Here is a 14,386-nt window from a genome sequence, read left to right as displayed (position 1 = left end):
TTTTTGACGTCTATTTTTTTCGTCTAAGAAACCGTGCTACTTTCCAACAGTGTTGTAGTGCTAAAGAATAAAACACAAATACAATCAAAAATAGGGCAAGCATTATCCATTCAGGAACATTTAAAACTTCCCCTAGGATACCAACACTGCTCAAAATTATGGCAAAAAACAATATTGAGCTCAACGCCCTGCGAGGACTAAAACCTACTCGCATAAAGATATGGTGTAAATGATCGCGGTCAGCACTAAACGGCGATAGCCCCTTACGTTTACGGCGAATTATAATGGCCATCATATCCATTAAAGGTACACCAATAATCCATAACGCTGTTACAGGTCTAAATGCTGATTCGGTTGTCTGAGTGCCTACCATTAAAAACCAAATAACACTTAAACCAATAAACATAGAACCCGCATCACCCATGAAAATCTTCTTATTTCTATGGCCTTTAACACCTAAGTTAAACGCTAAATAAGGTAGTACGGTCGCAACAATAATAAGCGGTAAATAAACCAAAGCATAGTTACCACTAAACAGCATTAAAATAAATACAGATAATAAGGTGAGAATACTTAGCGAACCAGCTAAACCGTCAATGCCATCGATCATATTAAAGGCATTAATACAAGCTATGACACTAATCACTGTAAATATTACACCAAACCAACCAAGGTCAATATCACCCATTAAAAATAGATTGCCCAGATTTTGAATGTATATTTCACTACTGTAGATCATCACAAGAGCAACTAGAACTTGGACGCCTAATCTAATTTTTACACCTAATTGACGGTAATCATCTATAACACCCAAAACTACAATGACCGCAGCACAAGCTAAGTAACTTACAATTTTCACTGTCAGTGGGTGAAATGCCATAATCGAAATTGCTACAGCCAAAAAGATAGACAACCCTCCAATTAAAGGAATGGTGCCGGTATGCTGTTTACGCAGACATGGTTTATCGACTAAGCCAAATTTTACAGCTAATGGCGTAATAGCCAAAATTATGATGTATGAAAAAACAAATGCAAACATCAATGTAATGAATTCAAAGGTCATTATGAAGCCTTAATTAAGAAACATACTTCATTGTTATAATGAACTGATAGCCGCTACAGCTACGCCCATTTGATACACTATTTGTGTTGCAGTGCTCCAAAGAGTCAAGTTATCAATATAATCAGAATCTAAAGGTACTACTATAGTATCACCTGGCGATAACTGAAAATTATTATTAACCGCAAACCAAGACCCTTCATTTGGCACTTCAATTAAACCACTTGCCTTAATGATATAAATACGGTCTTCATCAGCACGTTGCTTTAAACCACCGCTGCGGCTTAAATAGTCATTAAGGCTAAGCTCTTCCTGATAAAGGTGTGAACCAGAAAAGTTAACCTCACCTACAACACTTACACTTGAGCGTTTTGAAGGTACATATAGTACATCTTGATCTTCTACCTCTAAATGACGTTGACCATTCATAATTGCAGGTAGATCAATAACCAAACGACCAACAGCCCTAACATTCGCTAAGTCATTTATTAAATTATTCATATCTTGATACGATAATGACGCATCAGTAATAGAGTTATTAAAACTTTTAGAAGCAATATCTCGGCGTAAATCTTCAGACAACTTCTTTAGTTGTTGCTGCTGCTGTTTTCGAGTTTCTTCACGCGTAAAAATAGCCCCCTCAGGATAAGAAAACTCTGTAAAACCGCCTGCGCGCTCAATTACTTCGGCTAAGGTTTCCCCTTTTGAAATACTATAAACACCAGGGAATTTTACTTCGCCAACAATATTAATTTTTCTATCTTGCTGCCAATTTGGAATCGGGTAAATATTAATTGTATCTTTGCTTTTTAACTCAAATGATGAACTAGACTCATCATTAACTAACCTAGATAAATCAATACTAATATGTTCCAAATTAGATTTTCCTGCAAAGCGAGTTACTTCAGCACTTTTCAGGTAGGCAGATTCTTTTAGGCCACCAGCAGCTAGAAGCGCTCCTTTCACTGACGCATTCACAGGTTTTGGATATACACCTTCGTAAAATACCTCACCACGGATACCTATAATTTGTAATCCGTCATCAGAGTTTGCTTGCTGATTCAGTTTAGCCAAAATAGGTTTAAGCAACCTTTTTCTACTAAAAACAGCATACTCATGCTCTTCTAATTCTTCCTTATTTGTGAGCAATTCAGTAATAGAAAGAACTTCTTGCTCTTTTTCTTTAGAGAGTGTCTCAGCTAGTTCCTTATCCAACGCTGAACCAAGATCGATAAATTCATAAAATTTTCGCTCTTCGTACTCATCCCAAAGCTTGATTTTTTCTTGTTGTTTTAACTGCTCTTTAGTTAAAGCCATGCCTGCAAGGGCATTTTCTTCACTTTCTAAAGATTGGAAACGACTAAATACAACAACAATATCGCGAGGCTTTAATTCTAGATCTTCTTCACCACTTACTGCATTTATGAGGGAAAATTGATGTAACTCAATATCACCACGTAAGTTAGTCTCGCGAACAATTAATGAATAATCATAGTCTGCAATTGGTAGTAAATCTGCTTTTAGAGAACCAAAAAGCTGGCTGACAGTTTTTCCTTCATGCCAAGCATAGTTGCCTGGATGAGCAACAGCACCAAGCAGAGTTACGGCATTGTCTAATTCTTTACTAGAAGATGGAACGCGAATTACATCTCCATCATTTGGTTTATATGCATCTCTTTTAGATAAGTTGAGTTGCAGAACGGTTCTCGAACTATTACCTGTGTAGCGTTCTACAACTGTTTTCTGCGGATATGCAGCGGCATTAAAACCACCAGCCATAGCTATTAGATCTTGACTAGATTCATTTTTTTTAAGCTCAAAAATGGCTGGTCTACGTACTTCACCTTCAACACTCACTCGCATACCAACTGGTGGAATAAATACAACATCACCTGGCTTTAAAATGACATCATTACTACTATCACCTTTTATCAATAAGTTATATAAGTCGAGAGTTGTTACTGTTTTTCCCGCACGCTTTAATTGTATATTTCGAAGAGAACCTATTTCTGAAATACCACCACTTACAAATAAAGCATGAGTAATTGAAGCTAATGAAGGAACAGTATAAGCACCAGGCTTGTATGCTTCACCTAAAACCATAATACGGATTGAGCGTGTTTTACCCATTGATACATAAGCTTCAGTACCAATAATCTCTTGTTTAACCTTTGCTTTAATTAATTCGACAACATCACTGTATTGCATACCACTAACTGTGACTGGCTTAAGCTTACTAATCGTTAGGCGACCTTCACGGTCTATTATAACCTCTTCTGCAGACGTTTCTTTACCAAACAAATTGATAGTAAAAGTATCACCAGGCCCAACAATGTAAGAATCAGGCACTAGAGCACTTTCTGACGGCGCAAACGTGGTCGGTTCACCAGAAAAAAGTTCATAACCAAATGGTTTAAGCTTATCTTCTTCAGGTTTGAACTTCTCTTCTGCTGAAATCTGTTTGTTATCTTCATCATCGTTAAACATGCCTCTAGGCATTACAGTATCTGTGACTTCATTCTCAGATTGATTTTCGTTTTGACCTGCCGAACCCAACATACTGAGGTCTAAGCCATACTTCTTAGCAAGTACTTCTTGTTGAGATTTAGGGAGTTTTTTAAATTGTTCGATTTGTTGCTTAGTTGGAGTGACTGAATGAGCTTCAGTAATAAATAAAAGCGAGATAAAAAGCGCGATTACAAGTCTAAAAAACTTCACAAAGTTTCCCTTCTAAGAAAATAAAGATAACCGCGGCATACTACATCATTTTATAAGCAAAAAAAATGGGTAAACAAGTTTACCCATTTATTATTAACTTAAAAATTAGAAACTATACACAAGCGTCAATGACGTTTCTGTATCTGTGTTTTCTTTGTCATCGGCAACATCTGAGTTGTGGGTGATGTTATATGCCACTTTCATTTGCAGTGAGCCGTTGATTTTAGCAAGGATTGCAGACTCTGAACGTGTTTTGGTGTTGGTATCACCGTATTCAACTGATACTAACTGAGTAAAACGTGCACTGTCTGAAATTTGCCAGTTGTAATCAACTTTACCTAGTGCGATTACTTCACCTTCGCGCTCACCAGCAAGCGAATTACCGTTGTCATCAACTTCAGTGCTTGTGTCTGGGTATTGGAAATACTTATAACCCGGACCAATTTCAGCATTAAGCCACATGTCAGAACGGTCGATTAAACGTAAACCATAACCCGCTGAGATGACTGACTCGTTGCGGTATGCACCAAAGTAATCAGATACGTGCGAGCCGTAGATGAATAAATGTGAGTGCTTTTCGTTTAACTTGTAGTTACCTTGCGCTGAGATTGAGTACTTTTCGTTAGTACGTTGTGTTTCTTTAACACCTTGGTCATTTTCGATCTCATCTTCTTTATAGAGACCGTCTAACTTGTACTCGTTATTCCAGTTTTCTAGGTTATGTAAAACCTTGATACCACCTTTTAGTGTGGTTGTTTCAGTGTTACCGCTTGTTACAATAGCACCTAACTCACTGGTTACATCCCAAGTTTTGGTTTCATCTGCTGCGAATGCGCTAGTTGCAGCTGAGGCTGCAACTAGAATTGATAAAGCTTTTAATTTCATTAAAAAATAACCTTTACTACTTTAAGTTCGACTTATTAGTCTTCTTTATGCAAATGAACATCCATTTGCGGGAATGGGATGGTGATGTTGGCATCATCTAATGCGATCTTAATGTTTTCCATTAGATCGAAATACGTTGGCCAGTAATCAGCTGAGTTAACCCATGGGCGAACGACAAAGTTTACGCTTGAATCTGCAAGTTCAGATACAGCTACTGTGTATGCTGGGTCTTTTAATAAGCGCTCTTCTTTATCTAACACTGATTTAAGAACTGCTTTTGCTTCTTTTAAGTCTGCATCGTAACCAACACCGATTACTAAATCGATACGACGAGTTGATTCTCGAGAGAAATTGGTAATTGGGCTGCCCATAATTGATGAGTTAGGCATGATAATTACTTTGTTATCAGGTGTACGCAATTCTGTAGAGAAAATTTCGATTTTCTTAACTGTGCCAGCTTTACCGCCAGCTTCTACATAGTCACCTGATTTGAATGGGCGAAGTAAAATGATTAAAACACCTGATGCAAAGTTAGACAGTGAACCTTGCAATGCTAAACCTACTGCTAAACCAGCCGCACCTAAGATAGCAATGAATGACGTTGTCTCAATACCTAATTGAGATAGTGCCATTAAGATTGTTGCAGCAAATACAATTGCATAGACAATACTAGCAACAAATGAACCTACAGCTTTATCTACTTTCTTTTTATCAAATGCTTTTTCGGTTAAGCCTTCGCAGAATTTAGCGATGCGACCACCGATGAAGAAAATGATTAGCGCTAGAACCGCCTGAACGGCGTAATGTATGATTAAACCTGAATTCTCGTTGATCCAGTTCATTATTGTATCCATGTTCTCTCCTGAAGTTCATTTTTAGCATAACGCTGTACAAATTATATATGATCTTTGGTTAAAAAATCATTAAATTAAGCGCAAAACTAAGAAATGAGTATTTGCCTAATTACAAAAAACGCAAGTCTAATCTGCAAAACTGAACGCCCGCTGACCAAGGTGACGATTCTGAATTTTCTGAGGAAAGTAAGTTTTTTCTACTTTTTTCAATTTAGGGCTTCACAAGCTAAACTTAATTATGTAATATGCGCGCCACACCAAACGAGGTGTATCTCAGTGGCGGCTGTAGCTCAGTTGGTAGAGCCCCGGATTGTGATTCCGGTTGTCGTGGGTTCAAGCCCCATCAGTCGCCCCACTCTTCCCCCTTAGTAAATCTAAAAATTAGAATTTTTTCAACAATTTAAATTTATTTAAATAATGAAACTGCTTCTAGCTTTCAATATTAAACTGACTACAAACTAACAGCCCGGTTTATTTACTGTGAGTGGCTAGGAATGGATAGTTACTGTTTAATCTATTTACTTCCAATAAAGTTCTTATCAACAGCAACATAACTTAAAGGCAATAAGAAGAGATTCAAAGGTAGGTTTTCTTGTCCCTTTACTGCCTTCGCGTTCAATGCAATTCAGAGCGTTTTGATAATATCCCTAATCATATTTTACTAACTATGAAAACTGACATTGAACTAACTCATTTATAAGTGGAAACGTTTGGGGCAGGAGAATAGCTATATTCTGTTAGGTGAAGTGGTAATTACTAACCTATTATGTTTTACATCCGAGCTTCCGATTAATTACCTAGAGGTTAATACAAATTAAAACTCTTAATCTGAATGTGCTCAGGTTCACTTATATTGCGTTACAGACTTTATGTATTGGCTGCTATCACTCATCTGTAATTCTAGCTCTACTTCAGTGTTTTCAATTAACTCTTCATTAGTTGCAACACCCACATTGTTGTATTGATGGCGAATAAAATACTCAGGAATAGCCTGATTGAACAATTGCTTTAAACTTCCTGGCCCGTAAATTCGTATACAAGTATTAGGAGTACCTATGAAACTTTCATCTTCGCAAAAACCTTCACAAAGTAACACTTTTAACTTTGGATTGGATTCAATTTGATCAGCTGTAATTATAACTGGGCTACCTATTAAATCACTGAGTTCATCTAATGCTTTTACTTCTTCTTCCGAAGCATTGAAGTACTGATAAGTAAGATCTGAGTTTAAATAGTTGTTAACAATACGAGCTTTGTGAACATACTTCAGCAAAGATACTACTTGCCCAATAAATACCTCCCCCTTATCCGACAAATTAGTTTGTGCAATGATAATTTCACCAAGTTCAGGGTGATCATGCACAACTTTCAATTTCCCTGACTTGCTCAATATATCTATAGCCTTAATCAGCTTTGGAAAAAATGGAAGCTTACTTAACTTCTTACCTAACCACAAACTAGTTCGGATAGAAAATGTTGACTTACTTATATCTGACATCTCGGTCGAAAATGATAAAAAGCTATTAAGTGCTAAACCCTCTATAATGGTCTTCTTAGTACCTCCATAAATGTGCGCTCTACAACTTGCCAAAAATAAATTTTCATCATTGTTAGTTGCGTATAGTTCACATTGGATTTTTTGTTTTACCGCTCCAGCTTGAAAAACCCCACCAGGTCTTGCAATCATCTGCTCAAAAAGCGGTGAACCACTTATATTTATTTTGCTAGTGTCGATAGAAAACTCTCTACCTTCTTCTTCAAGCCCTAAAAGACAGCTGTACAAAGTATCATCATTTTTGTCTGCGGCAGCTATTTTGAGCTCAATATCATGATACTTTGGCTCAATAAGAGAACTAACTTTACCGTCTATGATATTGGTAGTAACATTAAAGCGTGAATCCAAACTAGATAATTCAGCTTCCTTTATCTGTATAGCTTTGATAGCTAAATCTGACGATGACGAACCGCTCCATCCAGAAATATGCTCTATAGTACTTTTTATAATCTCCTTTTTAACAGTGTGTTCATCATATATCTTCTTACCAATATTAGTTTTTGAAAACTCTTCAGCTTGAGCCCTCCACGACTTTAGCAACGATACTGAATATTTAGCAACATCTACGTCTATGATCCTAGCGCAGCTCTGACAAAGCCAGATACCATTATCGAAGCTTTTACGTTGTTGTTTTGTTAGGGATGCATCATATCTAGGTCCACCAATAGCGGCAGCTGTAATATGAGCAGCAACCCCTATTCCAACAGTACCATTAGAATCAGTTTTTGCACCCTTTGTTAGTACTCTGCACTCAGGATTAGAGCACAAATGGCCCACTCTCTCTGCCAGCTCCTTCTTAGTAGCCTTTGAAAAATCATCTCTTGACTTCATTCCACCCACATACTTCCATTCGACTATATAAATATTAAAACTAAATCATGTAATATTGAGCATTCCAAAAACTATTTTGACTCATAGTGTCTCCATCACACTAAGTTTGAGGTGTAGTTGGTGACAGACCAGAAATTTCAGGCCTAAATAATTGATGGACTATCAATTAGCACAATCAAAAGCTCAATTATGTTCCAAAAGCGAGATTGCATACAAATTCGCCAACAAACAGAAACGCTTTACAGAGGAAAGATTCCACCCTATTTTCTGACCTTCGTGGATGTTAATAGCCCTTACAAATATGATTTCTATTCAATTACTTAATCGTAATTTAGCTCAATAAAATTACCTGAATACTCTGGTGATTCGGAAATAAAACCAAAATCTAATTCTATAAATTTATTAATATTTTTAAAAAATTTGAAATCAGTATCAGTTGGTTCAACCCCTCCTGATACTACAATCAACTTTTCACCTTGTTTTTGTATATTAGGATGAAGTGTGTATCGTAAAAGCTGCCCAATGGCCATCTCGATATTTTGAATTACAGAGTTAGTGTACTTAAGCTCCGCAACTACATACCTATTATCCTCAGTATAAACAACATCTCTTCTAAATAAACCATCTGTATCTTGAGAGCTAGCATCTATACCTTTTGAAGATTTAAGCCATCTAACAAATCGCTTCTCCATTTCTTGTTCACGAAGAACAACGGAGGTAAATTCAGATAGTTTTCGTCTAACTATTTTAGTATCCGCATCATTACTCCACATATCTGTCGAGCATTCAGCAGAGGGAGTTCTAAAATTATCAAACTCAAACCTATCAAGGACTTTATCAATAATGGCTAAACATGATTGAAAGTCGTTAGCATTTTTAGGTATGTAATAATCAAAAATATTATCAACCTCTCTAACTTTTATCGCGCAACCACTAGGCAGTTTACCTAAATCAAAATTGATAAATTCTTCATTTATAATTTTAGAGCTATTTAATGGTGCAAACCTTATGCGAACATTATCCTTATTTGGTGTGACAGAAACCCTTCCTTTAGATTGGTTCTTACCAAATATTAACTTCACAGTGGCATCTTTACGCCAATTAGTTGAACCTGTGTAAAATTGAGATAGATGAACATCCAATATCATACATACTTTCTTGTATTCTGGATTAGCATCAAACCAAGCTTTTGCTTGGCTAAAAGATAATGAAGGTAGATACTTCTTAGCAGTTGACACCCACATCCAACGCCTTGCTAATCGTACTGGTTATGCTAAAGGTAAGACAGTGGATCAAACAGAACAAGACATCATAAAAAAACGCCGAATAAGACAGAGTTCATGTTTAACTTGCATCACTGGTTTATCCTTCATGGTAGATACGTCTGTACTGCACGCAAACCTAAGTGTGGTTCATGTATCATCGAAGATTTATGCGAATTTAAAGAAAAAACAAAAAAGTAAGCATAGTGTGGGATTGAATATTAATCAGGTATCATATATGTTTTTTAAATTACAGAGCTAGCACCCGTAAATTATGATTGTTTAAAACTGTATAGAAAATTAAGATGGTTGAATATACCAACTTTGTAACAAGGGTATAAAATTTTAAAAATAACAATAAAGACCAAAACTATAACACTAAAAACTTTTTTAACTTTGCTATGCTTCTAATTAATTTTAAGTTACTGCAATATATTTGCTACAAGTTTTTGTATTGCTCAATGCAAAATCGTATTTAAGAAAGACTTCTCCTCATCAGTAAGGATCTCACTACAATTAGTATGTTCCTTTTTTTTACCTAACTCATTTACTAATACTTTCAATAAATTCAAACATACAGTTAAATAGCATAAATCGATATCATTTTCTTTATTAAATAAATTTTTCAGTTGCTCCAAATTAATACGAGTATCTTGTTCATTTATCTCATATATGAGATGCTGAATCTCTGCAATAATTTTTTTTCTGATATTTTTATTCATAATAAACCTGATAGAGTCAATAAATTCTAATCATTAAGCACAAACTCATCTTTATGCATGAATATGAATCCTTGCATAAAGACATTATTAATTTGAGACAAGAAGTCAAAGTGTTTAGTAGAACAAACCCCCTCAACAACTACTTTATGCCTCTTCCCTAAATAAATTAATAAACTTTGCAAAAACTTCTTATCACTACTAAATAACTCCCAAAACAACTCTTTTGATACTTTAATAGCGCTGAAAGATATTTTGTTAGAAATCACAATCTCGAAATTTGATTGACCAGTACCAAAATCATCAAGCCATAAAAAAATATTGGAAAAATTGTTAATTGAATTTAATGTGTTAAAGTCAGTCTCTGTCAGGTGGTCAATGTTTCTTTCATTTAGCTCAAGTGCTATCTTTTGCTGTGGGTTGCATTCAAAAACTTTAAAAAATTGACTAAGATTCTTAACTACCGAATCAGGTGTATTTAAGCTGATTGTGTACTTAAGATTTCTTATGTCAGCTAATATAATGTTTAATAGCAACCTAAAAATTTCAACTTGTTCGCAATTGCTTATACTAGAAAAAAAGATTTCAGCATTAATTTTTCCCTTTTGTGAAGTTACAGAGCAAACTATTCCAGCACTGTCATAACTGCTATAAGAAGCTGATATTTTTTCGAGACGAGGTTGAAGGTCTACACTCCCCCAAATATCTGAATGAAAACTAAAACTTTTTAGGTAATGCATAATATTATCCAAATATTAAGAAACTGTTTGATGGTCAGTAAGCATATAGCCCACACCTCTAATATTTACTAACTCAAAACTAGAAAAGCGCAAGGCTGTTCTCATTTCTGATATGGTTACTGTAAGGTTGTTCTTAACGACGCTACAATCTGGCCAACCGTATTCAATTAAATATGAAAAACTAAGAGGCTTGTTAATATTATTTATTAATGCGCAAAGCAACCTAAACCCCCGATTTGATAAAACAACCTTAATTCCATCGATAAATATATTCTGGCTATTTGGGATTAATTGGATTTTCTTTTCATAGTTAATCTCATTATTTAACGGGCACCTTTTACAAAAATGGATGCAGCTTTGTGCACTTGAAATCTTGATTAAATCTACAGAAGCGTTCATGATAACTATAACCTATTTATAAAAATTTACTGACTCTCAAATGGCAAACTTGGAAATTAGCTGATTGCTCTTAAAATTTGAAGGTAAACTATGGTATTCATAAATGTTTTCATTATATATCCTTCCATTTAGTGCTATTAATAAAGACTTCATTTCTTTATCTAAATTAGAGGTAATAGGAAAGTAAAATCCAATTGATAAATTACTGCATATATCCCTTAAAAGATTTAAGTAAATTGGAAAGAATATCCGATCATCATTTTCTAAAAGTTTTAAGCATTGTTCAGATAAATCAAATGCCAAATCCAGAAAGAACTTTTTTTCAATACTACAACTTGTGTTAAGTATACAATTCATTGCTTTTTCCCTTAGCTTTAAACTTTGTTGAATATAAGATTCAAACCTTGTTTACATTTTATTACAAATATTCACAACAATAAGAATTATAAAATTTATAATTAATCTTAAAGCCCGAATTCAGATAATAAGTGCACCACTCATGGTTAAACGGTGAGAAGAGATCAACTGCCTGTTGGTGGTACTCTGTAATCGCCAAAAAACAAGAGTAGATACCATGAGTTACAAGCAGTTGATCGAAGGGTAGAGATACCAGATTGAGGCCTACTTACGCGAGGGTTTTAGCTATCGAGAGATAGGGAAAAGGCTAAAAGTGAGCCACAGCACTATAAGTCGTGAAGTTAGGCGCAATAGTACTCGAAGTCATTACTTGCCTGAGGTTGCACATTCAAAGGCATGTAAACGAAAACATCTAGCTGCCAAGTATTCCATGCCAGCACTTACAATTGCGTTCGTTGAGTTTGGATTGGAGCAAAAATGGAGCCCTGAGCAGGTTGCGGGTGTAAGCAAAATTATCGGGCATCCTGTGAGTCATGAATGGATTTATGGCTATATTCAAAAAGATAAATTGAGTGGTGGCAAGCTATACAAACATCTGCGACAAGGGCACAGACGTTATCGTAAAGGCAGCCGAAGCAAACGTGTCATCATCCCAAATCGTGTTGGCATTGAACATAGGCCTGCGATTGTTGACACTAAGACACGATTTGGTGATTGGGAAGCGGATACAGTACTTGGCAAGCATGGTACGGGAGCAATCGTTAGTTTAGTCGAGCGTACAAGTAAGTTTTACCTGATACGCAAAGTGCCAGCAAAAAGTGCAGCGCAAGTGAGCAGAGCAATGATAGGTATGCTGTGGCGCTATCGACGCCATGTTCATACGATAACCGCAGACAACGGGAGTGAGTTTTGTGAACATGAGCATGTTTCAGACAAGCTAAAAACCGACATCTACCTTGCTAACCCCTACTCATCATGGGAAAGAGGGTTAAATGAGAACTTTAATGGCTTGTTGCGTCAATATATTCGCAAAGGCACTGATTTACGAACGGTGACAGATAAGCAAATTGCGCACATAGAAAAGGCGCTCAATGCGAGGCCGAGAAAATGTCTAGGGTTTAGGCAACCAGCGGTAATATTCGATGAATTACGCAAAGCAGCCTAATTTAGCGAGTGGTGCACTTCGGACTTGAATTCGCGAGTAACTTATCATATGAAGGTTATGATTATAAAAAACTAGTGTTCAATTAAGGCTCCACAATAAAATTGAATATGAAGTCTAATAACAAGAAATATTTTTAACTAATACAAGCACGATATTAAATATAAATAGGGTCTGCCTAGTTTCTATTTTAATTAGAGCTATTTAAAGCAATAGCTCCAATTAAAGTAAAAAGATAAATTATAATATTATAACGATAGGGCGTAACCTTTTTTTCTGTAATTAGTAATATTAATGCTGGTATCTTTGAATAAAATGCGTAGATCAGAGATTGCAACATTTAAATTATTGCTTACCACTTTGGAATCTGGCCAAGCATATTTTATTAAATATTCTTTAGACAAAATACTATTGTGATGACGCACTAGTGCGCAAGTTAGTCGATACCCATGTGAGCTAACTTTATATTGCTGGCCAAAGATTTGAAGTGTGCGAAGTCCGGTCGTTTTAATTATTCCTTTACTACTAAGTTTGTCGTAGGGGAATAAATCGCATTTATTGCATCTTTTACTGCATAACTCTTCGTTATTATCTAATAAAGAGTCGTTTGAAGAGGTAGCATTGATGACAAAATTTAAACTATTCATTTATAACCTTTATCGATGAATTACTTTTTAAAATGTAAGCGTCCTCAGTATTACTTTTGCAAGGTCTAACAAAATAATGATTTTCGTGAGTTCGCTTTAAAACTTCAACTTTTTCACCATTGATAATCTGAAGTTTAGTGCCGACTGGGTATATACCCATCATCTCAATAAATCGAGCAACAAGGCGAGGATCAAACATAATTCCTGATGATTTCAGAATCTCACTTAGAGCATCAATAGGTTTTAATTGAGGTCTATACCCTCTTACACGCGTCATTGCTTCGTAAGCACAAGTTAACGAAAGCATTCTGGAATAAAGATTTATCTGTCGCCCTTTGAGACCGTTAGGGTAACCACTACCATTGTAGTTTTCATGATGAGACCCTATTATCTTGCATACAAAGTCAGAAAATTTTGTGTTACTTTTTATGTGCTGTACTGCAAGAACTGTATGAGATTTTATTGCTTCCTTCTCACTAGTATTCAGTCTTTTCTGATTATTGATATCAATTGGTAGATACAACATCCCAATATCATGTAATAAAGCTGCATAGCCTATAATTTTTAATTTATCTTTATTTATTCCGAGGTACTTACAAAATGTCAAATAAATAATCAAAACTCGTAAAGACTTTTTAGCAATTCCTGAGGAATTAAAATGTATATTGTCTAGGTAGACATGTGTTTTATCATCTTTTAAGACTTGAATAACAAGTGAGTTCACGACTAATTTAATTTTATACGAGTTGAGATAGGAGCTAGCCCGATTTTCATTAAGCACAATACTCAACAGTTTAAAAGAACGCTCAATTAACTTAGTACCACTTTGTTCAGGTGAGTGTTTTTTCAAGCCTAGTATGTTTACATCTTTTTTTTCATCAGCAATATAAAGGTTCAAGGAGGCTCTTTTAAGCTCACTTAGCTGTTTATCAGTGCTTATCACAAAACGATGTCTAATGAAAGGAGTGCTTAACCAACTTTTATCGATCTTAACAACTTTCATTCCTAGTTTAACTTGGGATGAGTGTATTTTTTTCATTTGAATTTATCTTGGTAGATGCCACAGAAGGGCTTAACAATTTTTTTTGTGAGGCACCATCCCATTGGTATCTTAAATCCTCCACAAATTTTGACAGGTATTTAATTTAAGGTCAATTCTTTGGCCGGTGTTTTTTATTTAATAGCCTTTCGAGTAAA

General features: G+C 35.5%; 12 protein-coding genes, 1 tRNA gene and 1 pseudogene. 3 read left to right on the top strand and 11 right to left on the bottom strand.

Translation table 11 applies throughout. From position 1 onward, the window contains the following. Nucleotides 1–10 precede the first annotated feature (10 nt). From wecA to QL229_RS12760, 4 genes are all read right to left on the bottom strand, one after another. Nucleotides 11–1,063 carry a UDP-N-acetylglucosamine--undecaprenyl-phosphate N-acetylglucosaminephosphotransferase gene (gene wecA / locus QL229_RS12775; protein ID WP_281546978.1) on the bottom strand — a complete coding sequence of 351 codons (1,053 nt, stop codon included), beginning with the start codon at nucleotides 1,061–1,063 and terminating at the stop codon, nucleotides 11–13. A 33-nt stretch (nucleotides 1,064–1,096) separates the two neighbouring features. Continuing rightward, the gene (locus QL229_RS12770) at nucleotides 1,097–3,778 is read right to left on the bottom strand and encodes an SLBB domain-containing protein (protein WP_281546977.1); all 2,682 of its coding nucleotides are present in this window, start codon (nucleotides 3,776–3,778) and stop codon (nucleotides 1,097–1,099) included. Nucleotides 3,779–3,883: 105 nt separating this feature from the next. After that, nucleotides 3,884–4,663, bottom strand: a complete 780-nt coding sequence (locus QL229_RS12765) for a DUF481 domain-containing protein (RefSeq protein ID WP_281546976.1) — start codon at nucleotides 4,661–4,663, stop codon at nucleotides 3,884–3,886. A 35-nt stretch (nucleotides 4,664–4,698) separates the two neighbouring features. Continuing rightward, nucleotides 4,699–5,517: a mechanosensitive ion channel domain-containing protein gene (locus QL229_RS12760; protein WP_054563554.1), complete on the bottom strand. Its 819-nt coding sequence runs from the start codon at nucleotides 5,515–5,517 to the stop codon at nucleotides 4,699–4,701. 279 nt (nucleotides 5,518–5,796) lie between these two features. Between QL229_RS12760 and QL229_RS12755 the strand changes: the two genes are divergently transcribed. Continuing rightward, nucleotides 5,797–5,872, top strand: a tRNA-His gene (locus QL229_RS12755). 489 nt (nucleotides 5,873–6,361) lie between these two features. Here QL229_RS12755 and QL229_RS12750 read toward each other — a convergent pair. After that, nucleotides 6,362–7,903 (bottom strand): hypothetical protein, encoded by a 1,542-nt coding sequence (locus tag QL229_RS12750; RefSeq protein ID WP_281546975.1) that lies wholly within the window; start codon nucleotides 7,901–7,903, stop codon nucleotides 6,362–6,364. 320 nt (nucleotides 7,904–8,223) lie between these two features. Continuing rightward, nucleotides 8,224–9,147 (bottom strand): hypothetical protein, encoded by a 924-nt coding sequence (locus QL229_RS12745; RefSeq protein WP_281547035.1) that lies wholly within the window; start codon nucleotides 9,145–9,147, stop codon nucleotides 8,224–8,226. On the opposite strand from QL229_RS12745, the pseudogene QL229_RS12740 reads away from it, so the two are divergent. After that, a pseudogene (locus QL229_RS12740) lies at nucleotides 9,089–9,366 on the top strand (endonuclease III); the annotation flags it as partial. The gene QL229_RS12745 and the pseudogene QL229_RS12740 overlap by 59 nt on opposite strands. Before the next feature lie 257 nt (nucleotides 9,367–9,623). Here the strand turns inward: QL229_RS12740 and QL229_RS12735 are convergent. Genes QL229_RS12735 through QL229_RS12725 form a run of 3 tightly spaced genes read right to left on the bottom strand, consistent with a single transcriptional unit; the run spans nucleotide 9,624 to nucleotide 11,023 of the window. Continuing rightward, nucleotides 9,624–9,887, bottom strand: coding sequence for a hypothetical protein (locus QL229_RS12735; protein WP_203984057.1), 264 nt, complete (start codon nucleotides 9,885–9,887; stop codon nucleotides 9,624–9,626). Nucleotides 9,888–9,913: 26 nt separating this feature from the next. Next, complete coding sequence (locus QL229_RS12730; RefSeq protein WP_281546974.1) at nucleotides 9,914–10,624, bottom strand: EAL domain-containing protein; 711 nt, start codon at nucleotides 10,622–10,624, stop codon at nucleotides 9,914–9,916. Nucleotides 10,625–10,639: 15 nt separating this feature from the next. Then, nucleotides 10,640–11,023 carry a helix-turn-helix domain-containing protein gene (locus tag QL229_RS12725; RefSeq protein ID WP_250661291.1) on the bottom strand — a complete coding sequence of 128 codons (384 nt, stop codon included), beginning with the start codon at nucleotides 11,021–11,023 and terminating at the stop codon, nucleotides 10,640–10,642. A 613-nt stretch (nucleotides 11,024–11,636) separates the two neighbouring features. Here QL229_RS12725 and QL229_RS12720 point away from each other — a divergent pair. Next, a complete protein-coding gene (locus tag QL229_RS12720; protein WP_281547034.1) occupies nucleotides 11,637–12,545 on the top strand; it encodes an IS30 family transposase in 909 nt (302 codons plus the stop codon). Between the two features lie 245 nt (nucleotides 12,546–12,790). On the opposite strand, the gene QL229_RS12715 is transcribed toward QL229_RS12720, so the two are convergent. Together QL229_RS12715 and QL229_RS12710 are read right to left on the bottom strand one after the other, a co-directional pair. Continuing rightward, complete coding sequence (locus QL229_RS12715) at nucleotides 12,791–13,189, bottom strand: winged helix-turn-helix domain-containing protein (protein ID WP_203984074.1); 399 nt, start codon at nucleotides 13,187–13,189, stop codon at nucleotides 12,791–12,793. Further along, nucleotides 13,182–14,228, bottom strand: a complete 1,047-nt coding sequence (locus QL229_RS12710; protein ID WP_281546973.1) for an HD domain-containing phosphohydrolase — start codon at nucleotides 14,226–14,228, stop codon at nucleotides 13,182–13,184. Before QL229_RS12710 ends, QL229_RS12715 begins: the two co-directional genes overlap by 8 nt. Between the last annotated feature and the right edge of the window lie 158 nt (nucleotides 14,229–14,386).

This window comes from Pseudoalteromonas sp. PAR1 (assembly GCF_947311895.1).
GTDB classification, from domain to species: Bacteria; Pseudomonadota; Gammaproteobacteria; order Enterobacterales; family Alteromonadaceae; genus Pseudoalteromonas; species Pseudoalteromonas lipolytica_C.
Note: the sequence above shows the minus strand (reverse complement) of the source record. Positions and strands in the feature narration are given on the sequence as shown.